Genomic DNA, 20,595 nt, shown 5'->3' on the forward strand with positions numbered 1-20,595 from the left:
TGCGTTCTCCGTTACGCCTTTTCCACTTTAACTAAAAACCCTTTGTACTCGGGTGTTTGCGAGTTGGCGTCGCCCACTGACGGCGTCAGCGTGTTGGCGAGGAAGCCTTTGCGCGCCGTGCCCTCGAAACCCCAGTGACAGGGAATGCCGACGGTGTCGACCGGCCTGCCGTCGATGTGCAGACGCTGCAGACGGCGCGTCACCACCGCTTTGGCCTTGATATAGCCGCGACGGGAAGAGACCTTGACGCTGTCGCCTGCCTGGATGCCTTTTTCCGCCGCCAGCTCCTCGCCGATCTCCACAAACTGCTCTGGCTGCGCGATGGCGTTCAGCAGCGCGTGCTTGGTCCAGTGACGAAACAGCTCGGTGATGGAGTAGGTGGTGGCGACGCAGGGATAGTCGGCCGCCTCGCCCAGCTGCGCGGCGTCGCGCGCAAAGAGGCGCGCCACCGGACTGTGGCTCTGCTGCGGATGCAGCGGATTGGCGGCGAGGGGGCTCTCCATCGGTTCGTAGTGCTCGGGGAAGGGGCCGTCCGCCATTTTGTCGAGCGCGAAGAGATGGCCCAGGCCGTCGGGCTGCATGATAAAAGGGCCGGCCTGCTGCTGCGGCGCCAGCGTCAGCGGATAGTCCGGCACGTCGATGCCCTGCCAGCGCTGGCCATCCCACTCGATCAGGCGACGATTCGGATCCCAGGCTTTGCCCTGCTCATCGGCGGAGGCGCGGTTATAAAGGATGCGGCGGTTCGCTGGCCACGCCCAGGCCCAGCCGGAAACCGCGCCCAGCCCGGACGGGTCGGCGTTGTCGCGGCGCGCCATCTGGTTGCCCTTTGGCGTCCAGCTGCCGGCGTAGATCCAGCAGCCGCTGGCGGTGCTGCCGTCGTTGCGCAGCTCGGCGAAGCTGTTGAGCTGCTGACCCTTTTTCAGCAGCAGCGCGCCGCTGGCGTCGTAAACGTCCTGCAGCGCGCGTCCGTTGCTCTCCTGCGCCACCTCTTCCGGCGAGGGATCGGCAGGATTGCTGTAGTCCCAGCGCATCGCCATCAGCGGTTCCGGCGCGATGCCGCCTTCCTGGCGGTAGAGTTCGCGCAGGCGCAAAAAGAGCGTGCCGAGGATTTTGCCGTCGTGCAGCGCCTCGCCCGGCGGTTCGGCGGCGGCCCAGTGCCACTGCAGCCAGCGCGACGAGTTGGCGACCGAGCCATCCTCTTCGGCAAAGCAGGAAGAGGGCAGGCGAAACACTTCGGTCTCAATCTGCGCCGGATCGACGTCGTTGAATTCGCCGTGCGGCTGCCAGAAGCTGGCGGTTTCGGTGCTGAGCGGATCGATCACCACCATATATTTCAGGCGCGAGAGGGCGCGAACCGCTTTGTTTTTGTCGGGGAAGGCGGCCAGCAGGTTAAAACCCTGCACCAGACAGCCGTTGATCGCGCCCTGCTCCATCATCTCCGCCTGCGCCATGCAGTCGTAGCTCTTGTCCCACTTGGGCAGCCAGTCGTAACCCCACTGGTTGTCCGCCGTTGCCTGCTCGCCGTAAAAGCTTTTCATCAGGCTGACGAAGAACTTGTCGGTGTTCTGCCAGTAGTTGACCTGGCCCGGCAGCGTTGCGGCGGGCGTCGCTTTTTGCAGGTAGTCCGCCAGCGTCGCCATTTTCTCCGACGGCAGCGGCAGGTAGCCCGGCAGGCTCTGCGACAGCAGGCCGAGGTCGGTGTAGCCCTGCACGTTGGAGTGGCCGCGCAGCGCGTTGATGCCGCCGCCCGGCATGCCGATATTGCCCAGCAGCAGCTGGATCATCGCGGCGGTGCGGATAATCTGCGAGCCGTTGGTGTGGTGCGTCCATCCCAGCGCATAGAGGATGGTGGCGGTGCGGTTGGGCGCGCTGGTGGCCGCCAGCTGGCGACAGATGGCCAGAAAGCTCTCCTGCGGCGTGCCGCACAGGCGCGTCACCATCTCCGGCGTATAGCGGCTGGCGTGCGCCTTCAGCAGATTCAGCACGCAGCGCGGATGCGTCAGGCTGTCGTCGCGGCGGGCGTGCCCCTGTTCATCCAGCTCATAGCGCCAGCTGGCGCGATCGTACTGGCGCATCTCCGCGTCGTAGCCGCTGAACACCCCATCTTTGAAGCTGTAGCCGTCGCTGACGATCAGCGCGGCGTTGGTGAAGGCGCGCACATACTGCTGCTGGATCTGGTTGTGCTGCAGCAGATAGTTAATGACCCCCATCAGGAACACCACGTCGCTGCCGGCGCGCACCGGCGCGTAGAGGTCCGCCACCGAGGCGGAACGGTTGAAGCGCGGATCGACCACGATGACCTGCGCGTTGTTGCGCGTCTTCGCCTCAATGACCCACTTAAAGCCGACCGGATGCGCTTCCGCCGGGTTGCCGCCCATTATCATCACCAGATCGGCATTTTTAATATCGTTCCAGTTGTTGGTCATGGCGCCGCGCCCAAAGCTGGGCGCCAGCGCGGCGACCGTCGGGCCGTGGCAGAGGCGCGCCTGGTTCTCCAGCGCGACGATGCCGAGCGCGCGGGCGAACTTATGATCCAGCAGGCCGGTTTCGTTGCTGGCGGCCGACGAGCAGAACATAGAGGTGGTGGGCCAGCGGTTGACCGTTACGCCTGCGGCGTTGGTCTGCTGGAAGTGGGCGTCGCGATCCTGCTTCATCAGGCGGGCGATGCGCTCAAACGCTTCCTGCCAGCTGATGCGCTGCCACTTATCGCTACCTGGCGCGCGGTACTCTGGATATTTCAGCCGCTGATCGCTGTGGATATAGTCGAGCACGCCGGCGCCCTTCGGGCAGAGCGAGCCGCGGCTGACCGGATGGTCGGGATCGCCTTCGATATGGTAGATCGCCGCGCTGGCGTTTTTCGCGCCGTCACCAAGGCTGTAGATCAGCATGCCGCAGCCGACGGAACAGTAGGTGCAATTATTGCGCGTCTCGCGGGCGCGAACGAGCTTATATTCTCTGATGCTGGCTAAGGCGGTTTCCGGGGCAAAGCCCAATAGCGCGGCGCTGGTTCCCGCCATGCCGCCAGCGCAGATTTTGAAAAAACTCCGTCTGGTAATTTGCATTTATCTTTCTTCTGTAAGCTCCATTGCGAAGCTATGCAAATTAGCAGCCCTGTCTGCGTCTTATTTGACTAAGGTCAATAAGTTAGCCTTTAGTAACCCGTTTTTTAAATTCTGTTTAAATTCGTTTAGGCGCTTGCGGGTACATAAATTTTTTTCTGGCATAAGCAGCATAATAATATTTCTATATTGAAACGCATGTTAACGCACAGCGGAAAATCGTTCTCATTCTCAGGTTAAAGCGCGCCGTATCGGCGTCCACCCGCTTTTTTCCGCATAATTTGTATAGCGCTTTTTTTGCGCTGTCCGCGGCAAAAAGGCAAAATAGACCGCACTCTCTGCCCGCCTCGCGGCAGCGCATAATTTAATTTTTTGTTAATTACAGGTCGTACTCATTGAAGGCTATCCCGCAACCTACCGGCGAAAATTTAACAACTCAAACGGGCGTCAGCGAAAGCCTGGTGTGGCAGCGCGCCGATCTGGCGGCGGCGCAGCCCGACTGGCTGGCGGACGAAGTGCCCGTCGCGCTGGTGTATAACGGCATCTCGCACGTGGTGATGATGACCACGCCGAAAGATCTGGAGGCGTTTGCCATCGGCTTTTCCCTGTCGGAAGGCATTATCGACGCGCCGGACGATATTTTTGGTCTGGACGTAGTGCCGGGCTGCAACGGCATCGAGGTGCAGATTGAACTCTCCAGCCGCCGCTTTATGGCGCTGAAAGAGCAGCGCCGCGCGCTGGCGGGACGCACCGGCTGCGGCGTGTGCGGCGTTGAGCAGCTGGAGCAGATCGGCAAGCCGGTGCAGCCGCTGCCCTTCACCCAGACCTTCGATCTGGCGCAGCTGGATCGCGGCCTGAGCCAGCTCAAGCGCTTTCAGCCGGTGGGCCAGCAGACCGGCTGCACCCACGCGGCGGCGTGGATCCGCCCGGACGGCGAGCTGGCGGGCGGCTGCGAAGATGTCGGCCGTCACGTGGCGCTGGATAAGCTGCTCGGCTATCGCAGCCAGGCGGCGTGGGGCGGCGGCGCGGTGCTGGTCTCCAGCCGCGCCAGCTATGAGATGGTGCAGAAGTCCGCCATGTGCGGCGTTGAGATCCTGTTCGCTGTTTCGGCGGCGACGCGGCTGGCCGTCGAGGTGGCGGAGCGCTGCAACCTGACGCTGGTCGGCTTCAGTAAGCCGGGGCGCGCCACGGTCTATAGCCATCCGCAGCGGCTGCGTTAACGGACGCGCCGCGGCGGCGGGCTGTAAAAACAACAGTTTGTTTATAACAGTTTTGTAAATTCCTTATGTTTAATGGGGCATTGATTACCCTTTTCCGGATCATGAATTTAACTATAATGGTTCGACTGCTTACGCGGCACGCCACTGGGCGGCGCCGCCCAAATATGAAATGGAGAGGAAGAACATGAGTTATTCACTGCCATCCCTGCCTTACGCCTACGACGCTCTGGAACCGCACTTCGACAAGCAGACGATGGAGATCCATCACACCAAACACCACCAGACCTACGTTAACAACGCTAACGCGGCGCTGGAAGGGACCGAATTCGCTGACCTGCCGGTTGACGAGCTGATCACCAAACTGGATCAGGTGCCGGCAGACAAAAAAGGCGTACTGCGCAACAACGCGGGCGGCCACGCTAACCACAGCCTGTTCTGGAAAGGCCTGAAAACCGGCACCACGCTGCAGGGCGACCTGAAAGCGGCTATCGAAAAAGATTTCGGCAGCGTTGAGAAATTCCAGGAAGAGTTTGAGAAAGCCGCTGCGACCCGCTTTGGTTCAGGCTGGGCGTGGCTGGTGAAAAAAGGCGACAAACTGGCCGTGGTTTCTACCGCTAACCAGGACAACCCGCTGATGGGCGAAGCGATCTCTGGCGCGTCAGGCTACCCGATCCTCGGCCTGGACGTGTGGGAACACGCCTACTACCTGAAGTATCAGAACAAACGCCCTGACTACATCAAGGCGTTCTGGAACGTGGTGAACTGGGACGAAGCCGCGGCGCGTTTCGCCTCTGCTAAGTAAGTTCAACCGCTAAGGTAGCCCCAACCGGCGACGTGATTCGCCGGTTTTTTATTGCCAAAATTCTGAAAATTAAACCGCAGCTAAACATCCTCGCACCAGACATTTAACTTTTTGGGACATTAACCCGCCGTTGAGTTTCACCCAGGTAGGCTAAAAAACATTCCACCAGAGAATGTAACATTATGTCCATTATAACAACGCCTGCGCCGACCACCGAGTCGTCGGCTTCGCTGTTTTTTCAGTTAATCAGCGGAAAATATATCCCGAATAAACTGTGGTTGAGCAAAAACTTTCGCCTGAAGTTCGCCCTGAGAACGCTGGCGTTTCCCGTGACCACGCTGCGCTATTTGCATCAGCTGTCGCGCCTGCCGGATCTGCATCAGGTGATGGGCGTGCAGGGGTTACTGCCTGCCAAACCGCACCGTCCCTATTTGCGCGCCGGCATCAGCGTGGCGGCGCGCGCGCAGGCGATCCTCGACCACTATCAGATGGTAGGCGCGCTGCAGAACGGCGCGCTGCGTCAGCTGCTGCAAAGCCCTGGCGATAATCTGCTGGCGACGCTAGAGGGGAAAAATGGGGAGCGGTTCGAACTCTTCTCCTGTCCGGGACGGTTTGATCGCGAAGGCGAAATTACGCTGGTGCTGCGCTATCAGCATGAGGTGATCGCCTCGCTCTCTTTTTCGCTGGTCCAGGAGGCGGGTCAACGCACCTTGCTGATCGGCGGCTTACAGGGGCCGCGCAAGCATATCTCTAACGAGGTGATCCGCGAGGCGACGAAGGCGGCGCACGGGCTGTTTCCCAAGCGTATCCTGATGGAAGTGGTGGCCAGGCTGGCGCAGCAGTGCGCGGTAGAGCAGATCCTCGCCGTCGGCGATACCACGCATGTGTTTCGCAGCCTGCGCTATCGTCACAGCAAGCGCGACTATTTCTTCGCCAGCTACAGCGAGTTCTGGCTGTCGCTGGGCGGCGAGGCGCGCAAAGATGCGCTGTTTCTGCTGCCGCTGAGCCTGCCGCGTAAAGCGCTGGAGGATATCGCCAGCAAGAAGCGCGCGGAGTATCGCCGCCGCTACGAACTGCTTGACGCGCTGGCGCAGCAGCTATCCGCTGCCGTCGGCCAGCACGAGGAGGATCAGGCGGCCGCCTGATCCCTGGCTCAGAACGGCTTCTTCGCGAAGCCGGTCATCACCTTCAGGCCCATTTCACGGCCCAGCGCGGTCATCGGGTGCACCACCACCAGGCCGCGCACGCTTTTCTTCAGCGTGCCCATATCGGCCTGCTCTTTTTTGGTGATTTCGCGGTTGAAGGGCAGATTCATCAGCTTCTGCGCCTCTTTGCTCAGCTTGTCGTCGATCTTGTCGCGCAGGCGCTCGATCTCAGTCACCAGCGTCTCTTTCTCTTTCAGCAGCGCGCCCAGCTTCTCGGCGTCGCCCGCTTCCAGCAGCTGCGGCTCTTTACGGTTCAGGGCGTCCAGCTGATCGCTCAGACGTTTAATCTCGGCTTTTTCTTGCTCTTTCATAGCGAAAACTCGTTGTGGAAAACAGGCAAAGGATACACGAAAAGCGGCGCAGATTCGCGCGGCGATGGAGCAGGGCGCCTGAAGATCAGGCGCCGGGACGTTTGAACGCCTGTTTCAGGCTGATACGCGAGATCAGCTCGGTCAGGGAGAGCACCATCGTGGAGCGCACCATCTGCAGGTAGCGCTGCTGCTGCATGGCGCGCAGTTCGGCGTCGTCGGGATGAAAAGCGGGTTTTGGCGGCCAGGCGGCCACGCAGTGCAGCTCGCCGAACGGGCCGAGGATCTCGTCGTCGGTGAAGCGATAATCGCCCCGATCGTGATTCAGCTCTTCGCGCAGCGCCAGCAGCAGTTCGCAATCTTCATACTCGTGACGGTTGATAACGCCCAGACCGTAAATCAGCTTCAGGCGCACCGGCAGCTCGCCAAGCGGGCCGTCGCCCAGCAGCAGCGGCTCAACCGCGTACTTCACGGCGTAGTCATCTTTGCGAAACACCTGCAGCACCAGCACATTGACCGCTTCGGCCAGCAGTTCGACGGCGGCGATCAGGAAGCTTCTCACCGAACGTCCGGCGTTCAGGCGCTCAAGCACCCGGTTTTCAAAAGCTTGCTTCTCTTCCATTGTCGCCTGCAGAATTCTGATACCGCCAACGGGCGCAGCCTCGCTGCGCCCGTACCGCTTGTGCGTGACTGACACGCGTTTGTTATGCCATTGCGTGGTAGGCGCTGACCGCGGCGGCCACCACGTCGCTGTTGGCATCCAGACCGGATACCTGCGCCAGCGTCGCCTGCGGGCCTTTCTCGTTAATCAGCGCTTCCAGCTCCTGCGCCTGCGGATCCTGCGCGCTGCGATAGTGCATCGCGGCGGCGATGCCCTGCACCAGATGCGCGTTCGGTAGCTGATACTCCAGCGTGCCCAGCGTCGGTTTGATCAGGCGATCGCCCGCGCTCAGCTTGCGCAGCGGCTGACGGCCGACGCGCTCTACGTCATCTTTCAGGTAGGGGTTCTCGAAGCGGCCAAGGATTTTCTCAATATAGGCGGCGTGCTTGTCGGCGTCGAAGCCGTAGCGCTTGATCAGCACCGCGCCGCTCTCCTCCATCGCGCCTTTGACCACCGCACGGATTTTTTCGTCAAGGATGGCGTCGCGAATGGTCTGATGGCCAGCCAGCTGGCCGAGATAGGCGGTGATGGCGTGGCCGGTGTTGAGGGTGAACAGCTTGCGCTCGACGAACGCCATCAGGTTGTCGGTCAGCTCCATGCCGGCGATATCAGGCAGCGCGCCTTTGAACTGGGTTTTATCAACAATCCACTCGCTGAAGGTTTCCACAGTCACTTCCAGCGGATCGTTGCTGCCCGCTTCAGACGGCGGCACGATGCGGTCGACGGCGGAGTCGACGAAGCCGACATGCTGCTCCACCCAGGCGTGATGCTGCTCCGGCAGCGCGTTCAGCACGTGCTGCTTCAGCTGGCTGGTGCCGCGCACCATGTTTTCGCAGGCGATAATATTGAGCGGGCGTGCGTTGCCTGCTTCATGGCGCTGCGCCAGTCCTTTCGCCACGCTGCCGGCGATGCGCTCGAGGATCTGTGGGCCGACGGCGGTGGTCACCAGATCGACCTCCGCCACCAGCGCGATAATGTCGTCGCTGGTGCTGTTAACGGCGCTGACGCCCTTTACGATTTCCACTTTTGCCTGTTCGCCAACCACATGTACTGGATATTCATGACGCGCGTTGAGTGCATCCAGCACCGCCTGATTGACATCGGCGAACACCAGCTCGATGCCGGCATCTGCCAGCAGCTTGCCGATGAAGCCGCGACCGATGTTACCTGCTCCAAAATGTAACGCTTTCATAATATTGACCCATATCAAATGACGATGGGGCGGGCACGCCCGCCCCGGAAATCGGGACGGGCTTACCCGCCCCAGGGAAAATCACGCAGGACGTTTAGGCGGTCGCCGGGCTGCCAGAGAGCAGATCCAGCACTTCCTGCACGCTGGTGGTGTGCGCCAGCTTCTCAATCACGCTTTCGTCGTCCAGCGCGTTGGTCAGGCTGGTGATCACCTGGATGTGTTCATTGTTGCGCGCCGCGATGCCGATAACCAGTCGCGCGACGTCGTCCGCATCGTCGCCGAACAGCACGCCCTGCGGATACTGACAGAACACCACGCCGGTTTTCAATACGCGATCTTTCGCTTCCACCGTGCCGTGCGGCACCGCGATGGATTCGCCGAGATAGGTTGGGGTGAGCTGCTCACGCGCCAGCATCGCTTCCACATATTCCGGCTGGACGTAGCCGCCTTTCACCAGCTGCTCGCCGGCGAAGCGGATCGCCTGCTCTTTATTGCTGGCGCTCAGGCCGAGGAAAACGTTGTCCGCGCCCAGCTTAAACAGGTGCGCGTTACTGGTGTCGTAGCTATCCGCCAGCGCGGTCTGCACCGTTTCGCGGTGCGCTTCGCTGCGGTTCGCCGCCACCAGACGATCGGTCAGGTTGGTGTAGAGCGCGCTGTCGAGGAAGTTATTCAGCGAAATATGCTGCGCCTGCGGCGCCTGACGCATCGCGCGCTCGGTGAGGTCGCGGTGCGTGATCACCAGATCGACGTCGCCCGGCAGCGAGTTAATCGCGCTGTTGGTGACCGACACGTTAGCGAGTCCCGCGTCCTGCACTTTTTTGCGCAGCACGCCCGCGCCCATGGCGCTGGAGCCCATACCGGCGTCGCAGGCAACGATGATTTTACGCACGTGGCTGACGTCAACGCTGTTGGCGTCGGCTACTACCGGCGCGCCGGCAACCGACTGGCCTTTGGACTGCGCTTTCATATCCTGCATGCGTTTGGTGGCCGCTTCGATATCGTCGTCTTCTTTCACTTTGCTGGTTTTCAGCAGAATAGAGGAGACCACGAACGAGACTGCAAAGGCCGCGATAATCGCTGCGATATTGGCGAAGTAGGCGCCTTTCGGCGTCATCGCCAGCACCGCCAGAATAGAGCCTGGCGAAGCCGGAGAAACCAGACCGCCGTTCAGCAGCGTCAGGGTAAAGACGCCGGTCATGCCGCCCAGGATCACTGCCAGCAGCAGACGCGGCGCCATCAGCACGTACGGGAAGTAGATTTCGTGGATGCCGCCGAGGAAGTGGATGATCGCCGCGCCGCCCGCAGACTGTCTGGCGCTGCCGCGACCGAACATCATATAGGCAACCAGTACGCCCATGCCCGGGCCTGGGTTTGCTTCAATCAGGAAGAAGATCGACTTGCCTGCTTCACTTGCCTGCTGAATGCCCAGCGGCGAGAAGATGCCGTGGTTGATGGCGTTATTGAGGAACAGGATTTTCGCCGGTTCGACAAAGATTGAGGTCAGCGGCAGCAGGTTGTTCTGCACCATCAGGTTAACGCCTGCGGCGAGAATGTGGGAGAGCCCCTCGACCAGCGGACCGATGGCGAGAAACGCCAGCAGCGCCAGCAACATGCCGATAATGCCGGCAGAGAAGTTGTTGACCAGCATCTCAAAGCCGCTTTTGATTTTACCGTCAACGGCGCGGTCAAAGGCTTTTATCGCCCAGCCGCCGAGCGGACCGGCAATCATAGCGCCGAGGAACATCGGCATATCGGCGCCGACAATCACGCCCATGGTGGTGATGGCACCGACCACGCCGCCGCGATCGCCGCCAACCAGACGGCCGCCGGTGAAACCGATCAGCAGCGGCAGCAGGTAGGTGATCATCGGGCCGACCAGCTTCGCCAGCGTCGCGTTAGGGATCCATCCGGTCGGGATGAACAGCGCAGTGATGATACCCCAGGCGATAAACGCACCGATGTTAGGCATCACCATATTACTCAGAAAGCGACCAAAGCTTTGAACCTTGACCTTGACTGATGAGGACATAAACCCACCCCTTATCGAGACGCGCTGCCATAAGGGCGCGCGTTTGTTTTTGTTAAGTCAGTACGGCGGCGAACCGTCGCTATTACTGTATGCAGGCGGACTCTACCACGCCAGTATGACGCTGCGTAGCGGCCCGCCTTAGTGTGATCCAGATCACCGATTGCCGGTGGGATAAGGGGCTGTTTTGGTGAGGCAGATCACAAAAAAACGGTGTAAAAAAGCTACAGTGGCGTTTTTTTCGCCGTAAAACGGGGTTAAACGTGATGAATATCACGTTTAAGGGTGTCTGGTTTGTTTCATATATGTGATTAAGATCACAAACTATTTTTGGTCGAAAATGCGCCAGATCACACTGTGGACGAGGCGGCTGTCTGGCTGGGGAAAATCTGAAAGAGAGTGACGGCGAAGAGGGCGGGACGAGCGGCTGGCGCGTCCCGCATCAGTGGTTACTGCAGTCCGTTCTGAACGGCGCTCTGCGCCTGGGTTAACGCCTGCGCGTTGGCGGAGATATCACTCATCAGCGCGTTGTACTGCGTGACCTGATCCGGCGTCGGGAACTGAACGGCGCCGTTGTTGAAGCTCACGCGCGGCCCCTGCTGCTGCAGGAAGTCGCCCGCCTGCGCCGCGCCCTGGCTCAGCGCCTGCAGCTTCGGCAGCAGCGGCACCAGCTGGTTGGCCGGCTGCGTCACCACTTTATCGTAGGCGGTGTCGTAGACCTTCTTCAGATCCTCTTCCTGCTTCAGCGCGGCTTTGCTGCTGTCCGCCTGCATTTTGGCGCTCTCCAGCTGCTGGGTGACAATCACCAGCGCGCCGTTCGCCTGGCGCAGCGCGTCGCGGCGCGTCAGATAATCCTGCGGCACGTGGATCGCCGACAGCTCATCAACCACCGGGCGCATGCCCTGATCCACCGCTTTGTTCACCTGCTGGGAGAAGCCGTAAAGGATGGCGTAGTCGCCGGCGTATTTACCAAAATTCTGCTTCTGACTTTCGCTCAGGCTGGGCAGATGCTCGCCGCTGCGCATGACGGTGTTCTGCAGGAAGTCGATAAAGGCTTTGCGCTGATCGCCCTCTTTGTCGCCGCAAGCGGTGAGGTTAAGCACCAGCAACGCGGCGCCGAGCAACATGCCGGTACGCATCCAGATGCGAGAAATTCCTGATGCCATAAGGGCAACTCCTGTAAATGAGAATATTGATAACCGAGGAATGGTCCTAAAGAATAGAGCAAAGTAGCGGCCTGGCACAACGCCGACGCGCGCGAAACGCGCTGCGGCGTGGCGGGTTCCGGGCAGGGGCCTGCCCGGAGAGGTCAGAAAGGTTAACCGGTATTACGCATCCCCGCCGCGACGCCGGCGATGGTCACCATCAGCGCCTGCTCGACGCGCGGATCGGCCTCTTCGCCGCGCGCGTCCTGCTCGCGCGAACGCTGCAGCAGCTCCGCCTGCAGCACGTTGAGCGGATCGGTGTAGACATTACGCAGCGCGATCGACTCGGCGATCCACGGCTGGTCTGCCATCAGATGCGCGTCGTTGGCGATGGTCAGCACCGCTTTAATGTCGGCGTCCAGCTGGTCGCGCAGCTGTTTGCCCAGCGGCCACAGCGTTTTATCCACCAGACGCTGGTCGTAGTATTCCGCCAGCCACAGGTCCGCTTTGGCGAACACCATCTCCAGCATGCCGAGGCGCGTGGAGAAGAACGGCCAGTCGCGGCACATCGCCTCCAGCTGATCCTGATGGCCCTCTTCCATCGCCTTTTGCAGCGCCGCGCCCGCGCCGAGCCAGGCAGGTAACATCAGGCGGTTCTGCGTCCAGGCGAAGATCCAGGGAATGGCGCGCAGTGACTCGACGCCGCCGGTCGGGCGACGCTTCGCCGGACGCGAGCCGAGCGGCAGTTTGCCCAGCTCCTGCTCTGGCGTGGCGGAGCGGAAGTAGGGCACAAAGTCCGGGTTTTCGCGCACGTAGCCGCGATACATGTCGCAGGAGTGCTTTGAGAGCTGATCCATAATGCTGTGCCACTCCTGCTTCGGCTCCGGCGGCGGCAGCAGGTTGGCTTCCAGAATCGCGCCGGTGTAGAGCGACAGGCTGGCGATGGTGACTTCCGGCAGGCCGTATTTAAAGCGGATCATCTCGCCCTGTTCGGTGACGCGCAGGCCGCCTTTCAGGCTGCCCGGCGGCTGTGACAGCAGCGCCGCATGGGCAGGGGCGCCGCCGCGGCCGATACTGCCGCCGCGCCCGTGGAACAGCGTCAGCGCAATGCCGGCCTTCTCGCAGGTTTTGATCAAGGCGTCCTGCGCCTGATACTGCGCCCAGCTGGCGGCCATCACGCCGGCGTCTTTCGCCGAGTCGGAGTAGCCGATCATCACCATCTGTTTGCCCTGAATAAAGCCGCGGTACCAGTCGATGCTCAGCAGCTGGCTCATCACGTCATTGGCGTTGTTGAGATCGTCGAGGGTTTCAAACAGCGGCGCCACCGGCATCGCAAAAGTGATGCCCGCCTCTTTCAGCAGCAGATGCACCGCCAGCACGTCGGACGGGGTTTTCGCCATTGAGATCACGTAGGCCGCAATCGAGCCTTGCGGCGCTTCAGCGGCGACGCGGCAGGTTTCCAGCACTTCGCGCGTCTCGTCGCTCGGCTCCCAGTGGCGCGGCAGCAGCGGACGCTTGGAGTTCAGCTCGCGCACCAGGAACGCCTGCTTATCCGCTTCCGACCAGCTTTCATAGTCGCCGAGGCCGAGATAGCGCGTCACTTCGGCGATCGCCTCGGTGTGGCGCGTGCTCTCCTGACGCAGGTCGATGCGCACCAGCGGCACGCCGAAGCACTTGACGCGGCGCAGCGTGTCCAGCAGCTGGCCGTTGGCGATAATGCCCATGTCGCACTGCTGCAGCGACTGATAGATGGCGTAAAGCGGCGTCCAGAGCTGGTCGTTAGAAATCAGCAGATCGGCCGGACGCGGCAGGCGCTCGCCTTTCAGGCGGCGCTCAAGGTAAGCCTGGGTATTCAGCAGCTGGCTGCGCATCCGCTTCAGGATGACGCGGTAGGGTTCGATCGCCTCGGGATCGCCGCACAGCTCGCGCACCTCGTCGCTGCATTCAGACATCGACAGTTCGGAGATCAGCACGCCGACATCGCGCAGGAAGAGATCGGCCGCCTTCCAGCGGCTGAGCTGCATGGCGTGGCGCGTCACCGTGGCGGTGACGTTCGGGTTGCCGTCGCGGTCGCCGCCCATCCAGGAGGTAAATTTCACCGGCACAAAGTCCACCGGCAGCTTCACGCCGAACGCCTCTTCGACCTGTTCGTTCAGCTCGCGCAGAAAGGCGGGCACGCCTTCCCACAGGCTGTTTTCCACCACGGCGAAGCCCCATTTGGCCTCGTCGATCGGCGTCGGGCGATATTTGCGGATCTCGTCGGTGTGCCACGCCTGCGCCACCAGCTGACGCAGACGACGCATAATCTGGTTGCGCTCGTAGTCGGAGATGTCGCTGTGGTCGAGATGCTTCAGGCAGCTGTTAACCTCGACCAGTTTGTGGATCAGGGTGCGGCGGGTAATTTCGGTGGGGTGCGCGGTGAGCACCAGCTCCAGCGACAGCGACTCAATGGCGGCGCGAATGGCGCTCTCGCTGAGATCTGGCTGCTGTTTAAGACGATCGAAGGTGGTTTTCAGCAGCTCGGGATGGTTGGCGCCGTCGCCGCTGCGTGAAATGGTCTGATACTGTTCGGCGACGTTGGTCAGGTTAAGGAACTGGCTAAAGGCGCGCGCGACGGGCAGCAGCTCGTCGTTCGACAGATTTTGCAGCGTGTTGAGCAGTTCCTTGCGATGAGCGTCATTTCCCGCGCGGGATGACTTTGAGAGTTTGCGGATGGTCTCCACCCGGTCGAGGATGTTCTCTCCTAGTGCATCCTTGATCGTATCCCCGAGCAGTTTGCCGAGCATACTGACATTACTTCGCATTGCGGAATATTGTTCGTTCATGTGACCCTGACACCCTTATCGTCTTTGTAAACTTCTACACCCACAGCCTGCGACCGCGCAGAAACTGCATGAGTAATCACCCACCGGGCATAACATCGTCTTTTATCTAGCCACGTAAACCCTGCGGCGTCAATGCGCATGAGCGCCCGGTAACATGCGGCTAACTGGCGGAAATTCAAAGATTTTAATTAAGGAGGAGCGGGATAAGTTATTCTTATCAACAAATCCCGCGTAGAGATCAGGAAATTTACTTTCTTAACAGTGAATTGCCCTGTTTATTGCGTATCAGTGGCAAAAGTGCTGCACAACCTGCGCGATCAGGGCGCGAGTCGGCTTAATAAATGCGGTATCGATAAACTCGTCCGGCTGATGCGCCTGGTTGATCGATCCCGGTCCCAGCACCAGCGTCGGGCACAGCTCCTGAATGAACGGCGCCTCGGTGCAGTAGTTCACCACCTCGGTCGGCGTGCCGAGCAGTTTTTCCACCACGGCGACCAGCTCATGATTCGCTGGACATTCATAGCCCGGAATCGGCGGATGCAGCTCGCCGACGGTGAGGCGTCCCGGCCAGCGCGCGCTGACCGGCGCCAGCGACTCGTTGAGCAGTCCTTCCAGGTCGCTGAGCGTCAGCCCCGGCAGCGGACGGATATCCATGTGCAGCTCGCAGCAGGCGCAGATGCGGTTCGCCGCGTCGCCGCCGTGAATATGGCCGAAGTTCATGGTGGGATAGGGAATAGCAAAGCCGTCGTGGTGATAGCGCTCTTTCAGGGTATTACGCAGCTGCATCAGATGGCCGATGGCGTCGTGCATCAGCTCGATGGCGTTGACGCCGCGCGCCGGATCGCTGGAGTGGCCCGACTGGCCCTGCACGCGAATGACGTGCGACAGATGACCTTTGTGCGCGCGCACCGGCTTCAGCGAGGTCGGCTCGCCGATAATGGCGCAGTCTGGGCGGATGCTCGCCGTTTCGGAGAAATACTTCGCGCCCGCCATGGTGGTCTCTTCATCGGCGGTGGCGAGAATATAGAGCGGTTTGCTGAGTTTGCTGACGTCGACGTCGCGCAGCGTGTCGAGAATAAAGGCGAAGAAGCCTTTCATGTCGGCGGTGCCCAGACCGTAGAGCTTGTTGTCGTGCTCCGTCAGGGTAAAGGGATCGCGCGTCCAGCGCCCGTCGTCGAACGGCACGGTGTCGGTATGACCCGCCAGCAGCAGGCCGCCTGCACCCTCGCCGGTGCGCGCCAGCATATTGAATTTATGGCGCGTGCCCGGCACCGGCTGCACCTCGACGCTGAAGCCCAGGTCGCGAAACCAGCCCGCCAGCAAATTGATTAAAGTTTCATTACTCTGATCCAGTGCCGCGTCGGTCGCGCTGATGGTCGGAGTCGCGATCAGCTGGCGGTAGAGTTCGATAAAAGGCGGTAATTTTGTCTTCACTGTTGACGGTCCTTGAGTTAGGATGTATCAATATTCATGCATTAATAGTGAATAAAAATACATTAACGCCGATTGGGTGGGAAGCAAAAATCCCGGCAAACGGCATCGTGGGCAACGGGGCAAGGCCGCGACCCGGAACGTGTGACTGTAAAAAGGGTTACAGCCTGATGTTGAATACGCTGATCGTTGGTGCCAGTGGTTACGCTGGCGTAGAGCTTGCCACCTTCCTCAATCGCCATCCACATATGAACATAACCGCTTTGGCGGTTTCAGCGCAAAGCCCGGATGCCGGAAAACGTCTCTCCGATCTCCATCCGCAGCTGAAAGGCGTGGTGGATCTGCCGCTGCAGCCGCTGAGCAGCGCGGCCGAGTGGGCAGATAAAGTGGATGTGGTGTTCCTCGCGACGGCGCATGAAGTCAGTCACGATCTCGCTCCAGAATTTCTCAAGGCGGGTTGCGTGGTGTTTGACCTCTCCGGCGCCTTCCGCGTCAACGACGGCGAATTTTTTCAGCGCTATTACGGTTTTACCCACCAGCACGGCGACTGGCTCGACAAAGCGGTTTACGGCCTGGCGGAGTGGAACCACGAGAAGATCAAAGAGGCGCAGCTGGTCGCGGTGCCGGGCTGCTATCCCACCGCGGCGCAGCTGGCGCTGAAGCCGTTGGTTAACGGCGATCTGCTTAACGCCGACCAGTGGCCGGTGATCAACGCCACCAGCGGCGTGAGCGGTGCGGGACGCAAGGCGAGCGTCAATACCAGCTTTTGCGAAGTGAGCCTGCAGCCTTACGGCCTGTTTAACCATCGCCATCACCCGGAGATCGTCGCGCATCTCGGCGCGCCGGTGATCTTCACTCCGCATCTCGGCAGCTTCCCGCGCGGCATTCTGGCGACCATTACCTGTCGCCTGAAGCCGGGCGTCAGCCATGCCGACGTGGCGGCGGCGTTCCACAACGCCTATCACGACAAGCCGCTGGTGCGCGTCTACGAACAGGGCGTGCCGGCGCTGAAAGCGGTGGTCGGCCAGCCGTTCTGCGATATCGGCTTCGCGCTAGAGGGCGAGCATCTTATCGTCGTCGCGGCGGAAGACAATTTGCTGAAAGGCGCCGCGTCGCAGGCGGTGCAGTGTATGAATATTCGTTTTGGCTTTCCTGAAACGCAGTCACTGATTTAACGGACGAGAACGGACATGACTACTCCATTAATTATCAAACTGGGCGGCGTGCTGCTCGATAGCGAAGAGGCGCTGGCCCGGCTGTTTGACGCGCTGGTGGCCTGGCGCAGCGCGCATCAGCGTCCGCTGATGATCGTTCACGGCGGCGGCTGCGTGGTCGACGAGCTGATGAAGAAGCTGGCGCTGCCGGTGAAGAAGAAAAATGGCCTGCGCGTCACGCCAGCCGATCAGATCGACATTATTACCGGCGCGCTGGCGGGCACCGCCAACAAAACGCTGCTCGCCTGGGCGAAAAAATATAGCATTAAAGCGGTTGGCCTGAGCCTGGGCGACGCGGATCTGGTTAAGGTGGCGCAGTTCGATGAAGAGCTGGGACATGTCGGCCACGCCGAGCCGGGCGATCCGGCGCTGCTCAATACGCTGCTGGCGGCAGGCTATATGCCGGTGGTCAGCTCTATCGGCATCACCGACGACGGCAAGCTGATGAACGTCAACGCCGACCAGGCGGCGACCGCGCTGGCGGCCACGCTGGGTGCCGATCTGGTGCTGCTCTCCGACGTGAGCGGCATCCTTGACGGCAAGGGCCAGCGCATCGCCGAGATGACCGCCGCCAAAGCGGAGCAGCTGATCGCGCAAGGCATCATTACTGATGGCATGATTGTAAAAGTGCACGCGGCGCTCGACGCGGCGCGCACGCTGGGCCGCCCGGTGGATATCGCCAGCTGGCGCCACGCGGAGCAACTGCCCGACCTGTTTAACGGCGTGTCGATCGGCACCCGGATCCTCGCTTAACGACTTAGATTTAGGATGACGACATGAGCACGCAAAATATCAAAAAAATCGTACTGGCTTACTCTGGCGGTCTGGATACGTCCGCCATTATTCCGTGGCTGAAAGAGAACTACGGCGGCTGTGAAGTAGTGGCGTTCGTGGCGGATATCGGCCAGGAGCGTAGCGATCTGGAAGGCGTGGAGAAGAAAGCGCTGCAGTCCGGCGCCTCTGAATGCCACGTGGTCGATCTGCGTGAAGAGTTTATCAGCGACTACGTTTACCCGGTGCTGCAGACCGGCGCGCTCTATGAAGGCACCTATCTGCTGGGCACCTCAATGGCACGTCCGATTATCGCCAAAGCGCAGGTCGAACTGGCGCTGAAAGTGGGCGCGGACGCGCTGTGTCACGGCGCGACCGGCAAGGGCAACGACCAGGTGCGTTTCGAAACCACCTACACCGCGCTGGCGCCGCAGCTGAAAGTGGTGGCGCCGTGGCGCGAATGGAACCTGCGTTCGCGTGAAGCGCTGCTCGACTATCTGAAAGAGCGCAATATTCCCACCACCGCGTCGCTGGAAAAAATCTACAGCCGCGATGAGAACGCCTGGCATATCTCCACCGAAGGCGGCGTGCTGGAAAGCCCCGCTAATGCGCCGAACAAAGATTGCTGGGTATGGACCGTGGATCCGCTGGAGGCGCCGGATCAGCCGGAAAACGTCACCGTTACCGTGGAGAAAGGCCGCGTGGTTGCCGTGAACGGCGAAAGGCTGAGCCCGTTCCAGTGTCTGGAAGCGCTTAACGCCATTGGCGCGAAGCACGGCGTGGGCCGTATCGACATCGTGGAAAACCGTCTGGTCGGCATCAAGTCGCGCGGCTGCTACGAAACCCCTGGCGGCACCATTATGGTGAATGCGCTGCGCGCGGTCGAACAGCTGGTGCTGGATCGCGACAGCTTTAAATGGCGCGAGCAGCTGGGCCATGAGATGTCCTACGTGGTGTACGACGGCCGCTGGTTTGCGCCGCTGCGTAAGTCTATCCAGGCGGCGGCCGAGTCGCTGGCCGAAGAGGTGAACGGCGAAGTGGTGCTGCAGCTCTATAAAGGTCAGGCGACGGCGATTGAGAAGCGCTCCGCCAACAGCCTCTACTCGGAAGAGTTCGCCACCTTCGGCGAAGACGAGGTCTACGATCACCGTCACGCAGGCGGCTTTATCCGTCTGTTCTCGCTCTCTTCGCGCATTCGCGCCTTGAACGAGCAGAAAAAGTAAGCGTCGGCGAGGCGCGCGCCTCGCCCAACCAGATTTCGCAGAGGCGGCTTCGGGCCGCCTCCTGTTTAAGGATTGTAAGGAGTTTCACATGGCACTTTGGGGCGGACGTTTTACCCAGGCAGCAGACCAACGTTTCAAACAGTTCAACGATTCGCTGCGCTTCGACTATCGTCTGGCGGAGCAGGATATTGTCGGCTCCATCGCCTGGTCCAAAGCGCTGGTGACGGTCAATGTGCTGAGCAGCGAAGAGCAGCAACAGCTGGAGCAGGCGCTCAATGCGCTGCTGGCCGAGGTGCAGGCCGATCCCGAGCAGATCCTGCAGAGCGACGCCGAAGATATTCACAGCTGGGTCGAAGGCCAGCTGATCGAGAAAGTCGGCGCGCTGGGCAAAAAGCTGCACACCGGCCGCAGCCGTAACGACCAGGTGGCGACCGATTTGAAACTCTGGTGCAAAGCGCAGGTCGAGGCGCTGCTGGGCGCCACGCGTGAGCTGCAGCAGGCGCTGGTGGCGACCGCCGAGGCGAATCAGGACGCGGTGATGCCGGGCTACACCCATCTGCAGCGCGCGCAGCCGGTGACCTTCGCCCACTGGTGCCTGGCCTATGTGGAAATGCTGGCGCGCGACGAAAGCCGCCTGCAGGACACGCTGAAGCGCCTCGACGTCAGCCCACTTGGCTGCGGCGCGCTGGCGGGCACCGCCTACGCCATCGACCGCGAGCAGCTGGCTGGCTGGCTGGGCTTCGCCTCCGCCACGCGCAACAGCCTCGACACCGTCTCCGATCGCGATCACGTGCTGGAGCTGCTGGCCGACGCCTCTATCGGCATGGTGCACCTGTCGCGCTTTGCGGAAGATTTGATCTTCTTCAACACCGGCGAAGCGGGCTTCGTTGAGCTGTCCGACAAGGTCACCTCCGGTTCGTCGCTGATGCCGCAGAAGAAAAACCCGGACGCGCTGGAGCTGATCCGCGGCAAATGTGGCCGCGTGCAGGGCGCGCTGACCGGCATGATGATGACGCTGAAAGGGCTGCCGCTTGCCTACAACAAAGATATGCAGGAAGACAAAGAGGGGCTGTTCGACGCGCTCGACACCTGGCTGGACTGCCTGCATATGTCGGCGCTGGTGCTGGATGGCATTCAGGTGAAGCGTCCGCGCTGTCAGGAAGCGGCGGAGCAGGGCTACGCCAACTCCACCGAGCTGGCCGACTATCTGGTGGCGAAGGGCGTGCCTTTCCGCGAAGCGCACCATATCGTGGGCGAAGCGGTGGTCGAGGCGATCAGGCAGGGCGTGGCGCTCGAGGCGCTGTCGCTGGCGCAGCTCAAGGCGTTCAGCGCGGCGATCGAGGAAGATGTCTATGCGGTGCTGGCGCTGCAGTCCTGTCTCGACAAACGTAACGCCAAAGGCGGCGTCGCGCCGCAGCAGGTGGCGTTTGCCATCACCGAAGCGAAAAAGCGTCTCGCCTGATCAGCAGGCAAAAAAAAGGCGGGCAACAGTTGCCCGCTAACCTCTAGCTTC

The 20,595-nt window shown here is 61.0% G+C and carries 15 protein-coding genes; 7 read left to right on the plus strand and 8 right to left on the minus strand.

Translation table 11 applies throughout. From position 1 onward, the window contains the following. Positions 1-11 precede the first annotated feature (11 nt). Complete coding sequence (gene fdnG, locus B2J69_RS15755) at positions 12-3,062, minus strand: formate dehydrogenase-N subunit alpha (RefSeq protein ID WP_081140596.1); 3,051 nt, start codon at positions 3,060-3,062, stop codon at positions 12-14. Positions 3,063-3,454: 392 nt separating this feature from the next. Here fdnG and fdhD point away from each other — a divergent pair, with 392 nt between their 5' ends. From fdhD to B2J69_RS15770, 3 genes are all read left to right on the plus strand, one after another. After that, positions 3,455-4,279, plus strand: a complete 825-nt coding sequence (gene fdhD, locus B2J69_RS15760) for a formate dehydrogenase accessory sulfurtransferase FdhD (RefSeq protein WP_081140597.1) — start codon at positions 3,455-3,457, stop codon at positions 4,277-4,279. 184 nt (positions 4,280-4,463) lie between these two features. Then, positions 4,464-5,081, plus strand: coding sequence for a superoxide dismutase [Mn] (gene sodA, locus B2J69_RS15765; protein WP_081140598.1), 618 nt, complete (start codon positions 4,464-4,466; stop codon positions 5,079-5,081). A gap of 182 nt (positions 5,082-5,263) precedes the next feature. Further along, positions 5,264-6,226 (plus strand): VirK/YbjX family protein, encoded by a 963-nt coding sequence (locus tag B2J69_RS15770; protein WP_081140599.1) that lies wholly within the window; start codon positions 5,264-5,266, stop codon positions 6,224-6,226. Positions 6,227-6,234: 8 nt separating this feature from the next. On the opposite strand, the gene B2J69_RS15775 is transcribed toward B2J69_RS15770, so the two are convergent. The 7 genes from B2J69_RS15775 to argE all read right to left on the minus strand — a co-directional run bounded on the left by B2J69_RS15775 (position 6,235) and on the right by argE (position 15,877). Continuing rightward, on the minus strand, positions 6,235-6,597 hold the full coding sequence (locus B2J69_RS15775) for a YibL family ribosome-associated protein (protein ID WP_081140600.1): 363 nt from the start codon (positions 6,595-6,597) through the stop codon (positions 6,235-6,237). 85 nt (positions 6,598-6,682) lie between these two features. Then, positions 6,683-7,216: an MltR family transcriptional regulator gene (locus B2J69_RS15780; protein WP_081140601.1), complete on the minus strand. Its 534-nt coding sequence runs from the start codon at positions 7,214-7,216 to the stop codon at positions 6,683-6,685. Between the two features lie 82 nt (positions 7,217-7,298). Continuing rightward, entirely contained in the window at positions 7,299-8,447 is a 1,149-nt protein-coding gene (gene mtlD / locus B2J69_RS15785; RefSeq protein WP_081140602.1) for a mannitol-1-phosphate 5-dehydrogenase, read from the minus strand. 94 nt (positions 8,448-8,541) lie between these two features. Next, positions 8,542-10,476 carry a PTS mannitol transporter subunit IICBA gene (locus tag B2J69_RS15790; protein ID WP_081140603.1) on the minus strand — a complete coding sequence of 645 codons (1,935 nt, stop codon included), beginning with the start codon at positions 10,474-10,476 and terminating at the stop codon, positions 8,542-8,544. A gap of 446 nt (positions 10,477-10,922) precedes the next feature. Then, positions 10,923-11,639 carry a DUF3053 domain-containing protein gene (locus B2J69_RS15795; RefSeq protein ID WP_081140604.1) on the minus strand — a complete coding sequence of 239 codons (717 nt, stop codon included), beginning with the start codon at positions 11,637-11,639 and terminating at the stop codon, positions 10,923-10,925. A 152-nt stretch (positions 11,640-11,791) separates the two neighbouring features. Beyond that, positions 11,792-14,443 (minus strand): phosphoenolpyruvate carboxylase, encoded by a 2,652-nt coding sequence (ppc, locus tag B2J69_RS15800; RefSeq protein WP_081140605.1) that lies wholly within the window; start codon positions 14,441-14,443, stop codon positions 11,792-11,794. A 285-nt stretch (positions 14,444-14,728) separates the two neighbouring features. Beyond that, positions 14,729-15,877: an acetylornithine deacetylase gene (gene argE, locus B2J69_RS15805; RefSeq protein WP_033755562.1), complete on the minus strand. Its 1,149-nt coding sequence runs from the start codon at positions 15,875-15,877 to the stop codon at positions 14,729-14,731. Positions 15,878-16,044: 167 nt separating this feature from the next. On the opposite strand from argE, the gene argC reads away from it, so the two are divergent. The 4 genes from argC to argH all read left to right on the plus strand — a co-directional run bounded on the left by argC (position 16,045) and on the right by argH (position 20,544). Beyond that, positions 16,045-17,049 (plus strand): N-acetyl-gamma-glutamyl-phosphate reductase, encoded by a 1,005-nt coding sequence (gene argC, locus B2J69_RS15810; protein WP_081140606.1) that lies wholly within the window; start codon positions 16,045-16,047, stop codon positions 17,047-17,049. A 15-nt stretch (positions 17,050-17,064) separates the two neighbouring features. Then, the gene (gene argB, locus B2J69_RS15815; RefSeq protein ID WP_081140607.1) at positions 17,065-17,841 is read left to right on the plus strand and encodes an acetylglutamate kinase; all 777 of its coding nucleotides are present in this window, start codon (positions 17,065-17,067) and stop codon (positions 17,839-17,841) included. A gap of 23 nt (positions 17,842-17,864) precedes the next feature. Continuing rightward, positions 17,865-19,082: an argininosuccinate synthase gene (locus B2J69_RS15820; protein WP_033755567.1), complete on the plus strand. Its 1,218-nt coding sequence runs from the start codon at positions 17,865-17,867 to the stop codon at positions 19,080-19,082. Between the two features lie 88 nt (positions 19,083-19,170). After that, on the plus strand, positions 19,171-20,544 hold the full coding sequence (gene argH / locus B2J69_RS15825; protein ID WP_081140608.1) for an argininosuccinate lyase: 1,374 nt from the start codon (positions 19,171-19,173) through the stop codon (positions 20,542-20,544). The last annotated feature ends 51 nt before the right edge of the window (positions 20,545-20,595 follow it).

It is taken from the genome of Pantoea latae (assembly GCF_002077695.1).
In the GTDB taxonomy this organism is placed as follows: Bacteria; Pseudomonadota; Gammaproteobacteria; order Enterobacterales; family Enterobacteriaceae; genus Pantoea; species Pantoea latae.

Coding starts and splice junctions, on each gene's coding strand:
- B2J69_RS15790 (WP_081140603.1), bottom strand. CDS start 10,476: ATGTCCTCATCAGTCAAGGTCAAGGTTCAAAGCTTTGGTCGCTTTCTG.
- B2J69_RS15820 (WP_033755567.1), top strand. CDS start 17,865: ATGAGCACGCAAAATATCAAAAAAATCGTACTGGCTTACTCTGGCGGT.
- fdnG (WP_081140596.1), bottom strand. CDS start 3,062: ATGCAAATTACCAGACGGAGTTTTTTCAAAATCTGCGCTGGCGGCATG.
- argH (WP_081140608.1), top strand. CDS start 19,171: ATGGCACTTTGGGGCGGACGTTTTACCCAGGCAGCAGACCAACGTTTC.
- B2J69_RS15795 (WP_081140604.1), bottom strand. CDS start 11,639: ATGGCATCAGGAATTTCTCGCATCTGGATGCGTACCGGCATGTTGCTC.
- argB (WP_081140607.1), top strand. CDS start 17,065: ATGACTACTCCATTAATTATCAAACTGGGCGGCGTGCTGCTCGATAGC.
- B2J69_RS15780 (WP_081140601.1), bottom strand. CDS start 7,216: ATGGAAGAGAAGCAAGCTTTTGAAAACCGGGTGCTTGAGCGCCTGAAC.
- mtlD (WP_081140602.1), bottom strand. CDS start 8,447: ATGAAAGCGTTACATTTTGGAGCAGGTAACATCGGTCGCGGCTTCATC.
- argC (WP_081140606.1), top strand. CDS start 16,045: ATGTTGAATACGCTGATCGTTGGTGCCAGTGGTTACGCTGGCGTAGAG.
- sodA (WP_081140598.1), top strand. CDS start 4,464: ATGAGTTATTCACTGCCATCCCTGCCTTACGCCTACGACGCTCTGGAA.
- B2J69_RS15775 (WP_081140600.1), bottom strand. CDS start 6,597: ATGAAAGAGCAAGAAAAAGCCGAGATTAAACGTCTGAGCGATCAGCTG.
- ppc (WP_081140605.1), bottom strand. CDS start 14,443: ATGAACGAACAATATTCCGCAATGCGAAGTAATGTCAGTATGCTCGGC.
- B2J69_RS15770 (WP_081140599.1), top strand. CDS start 5,264: ATGTCCATTATAACAACGCCTGCGCCGACCACCGAGTCGTCGGCTTCG.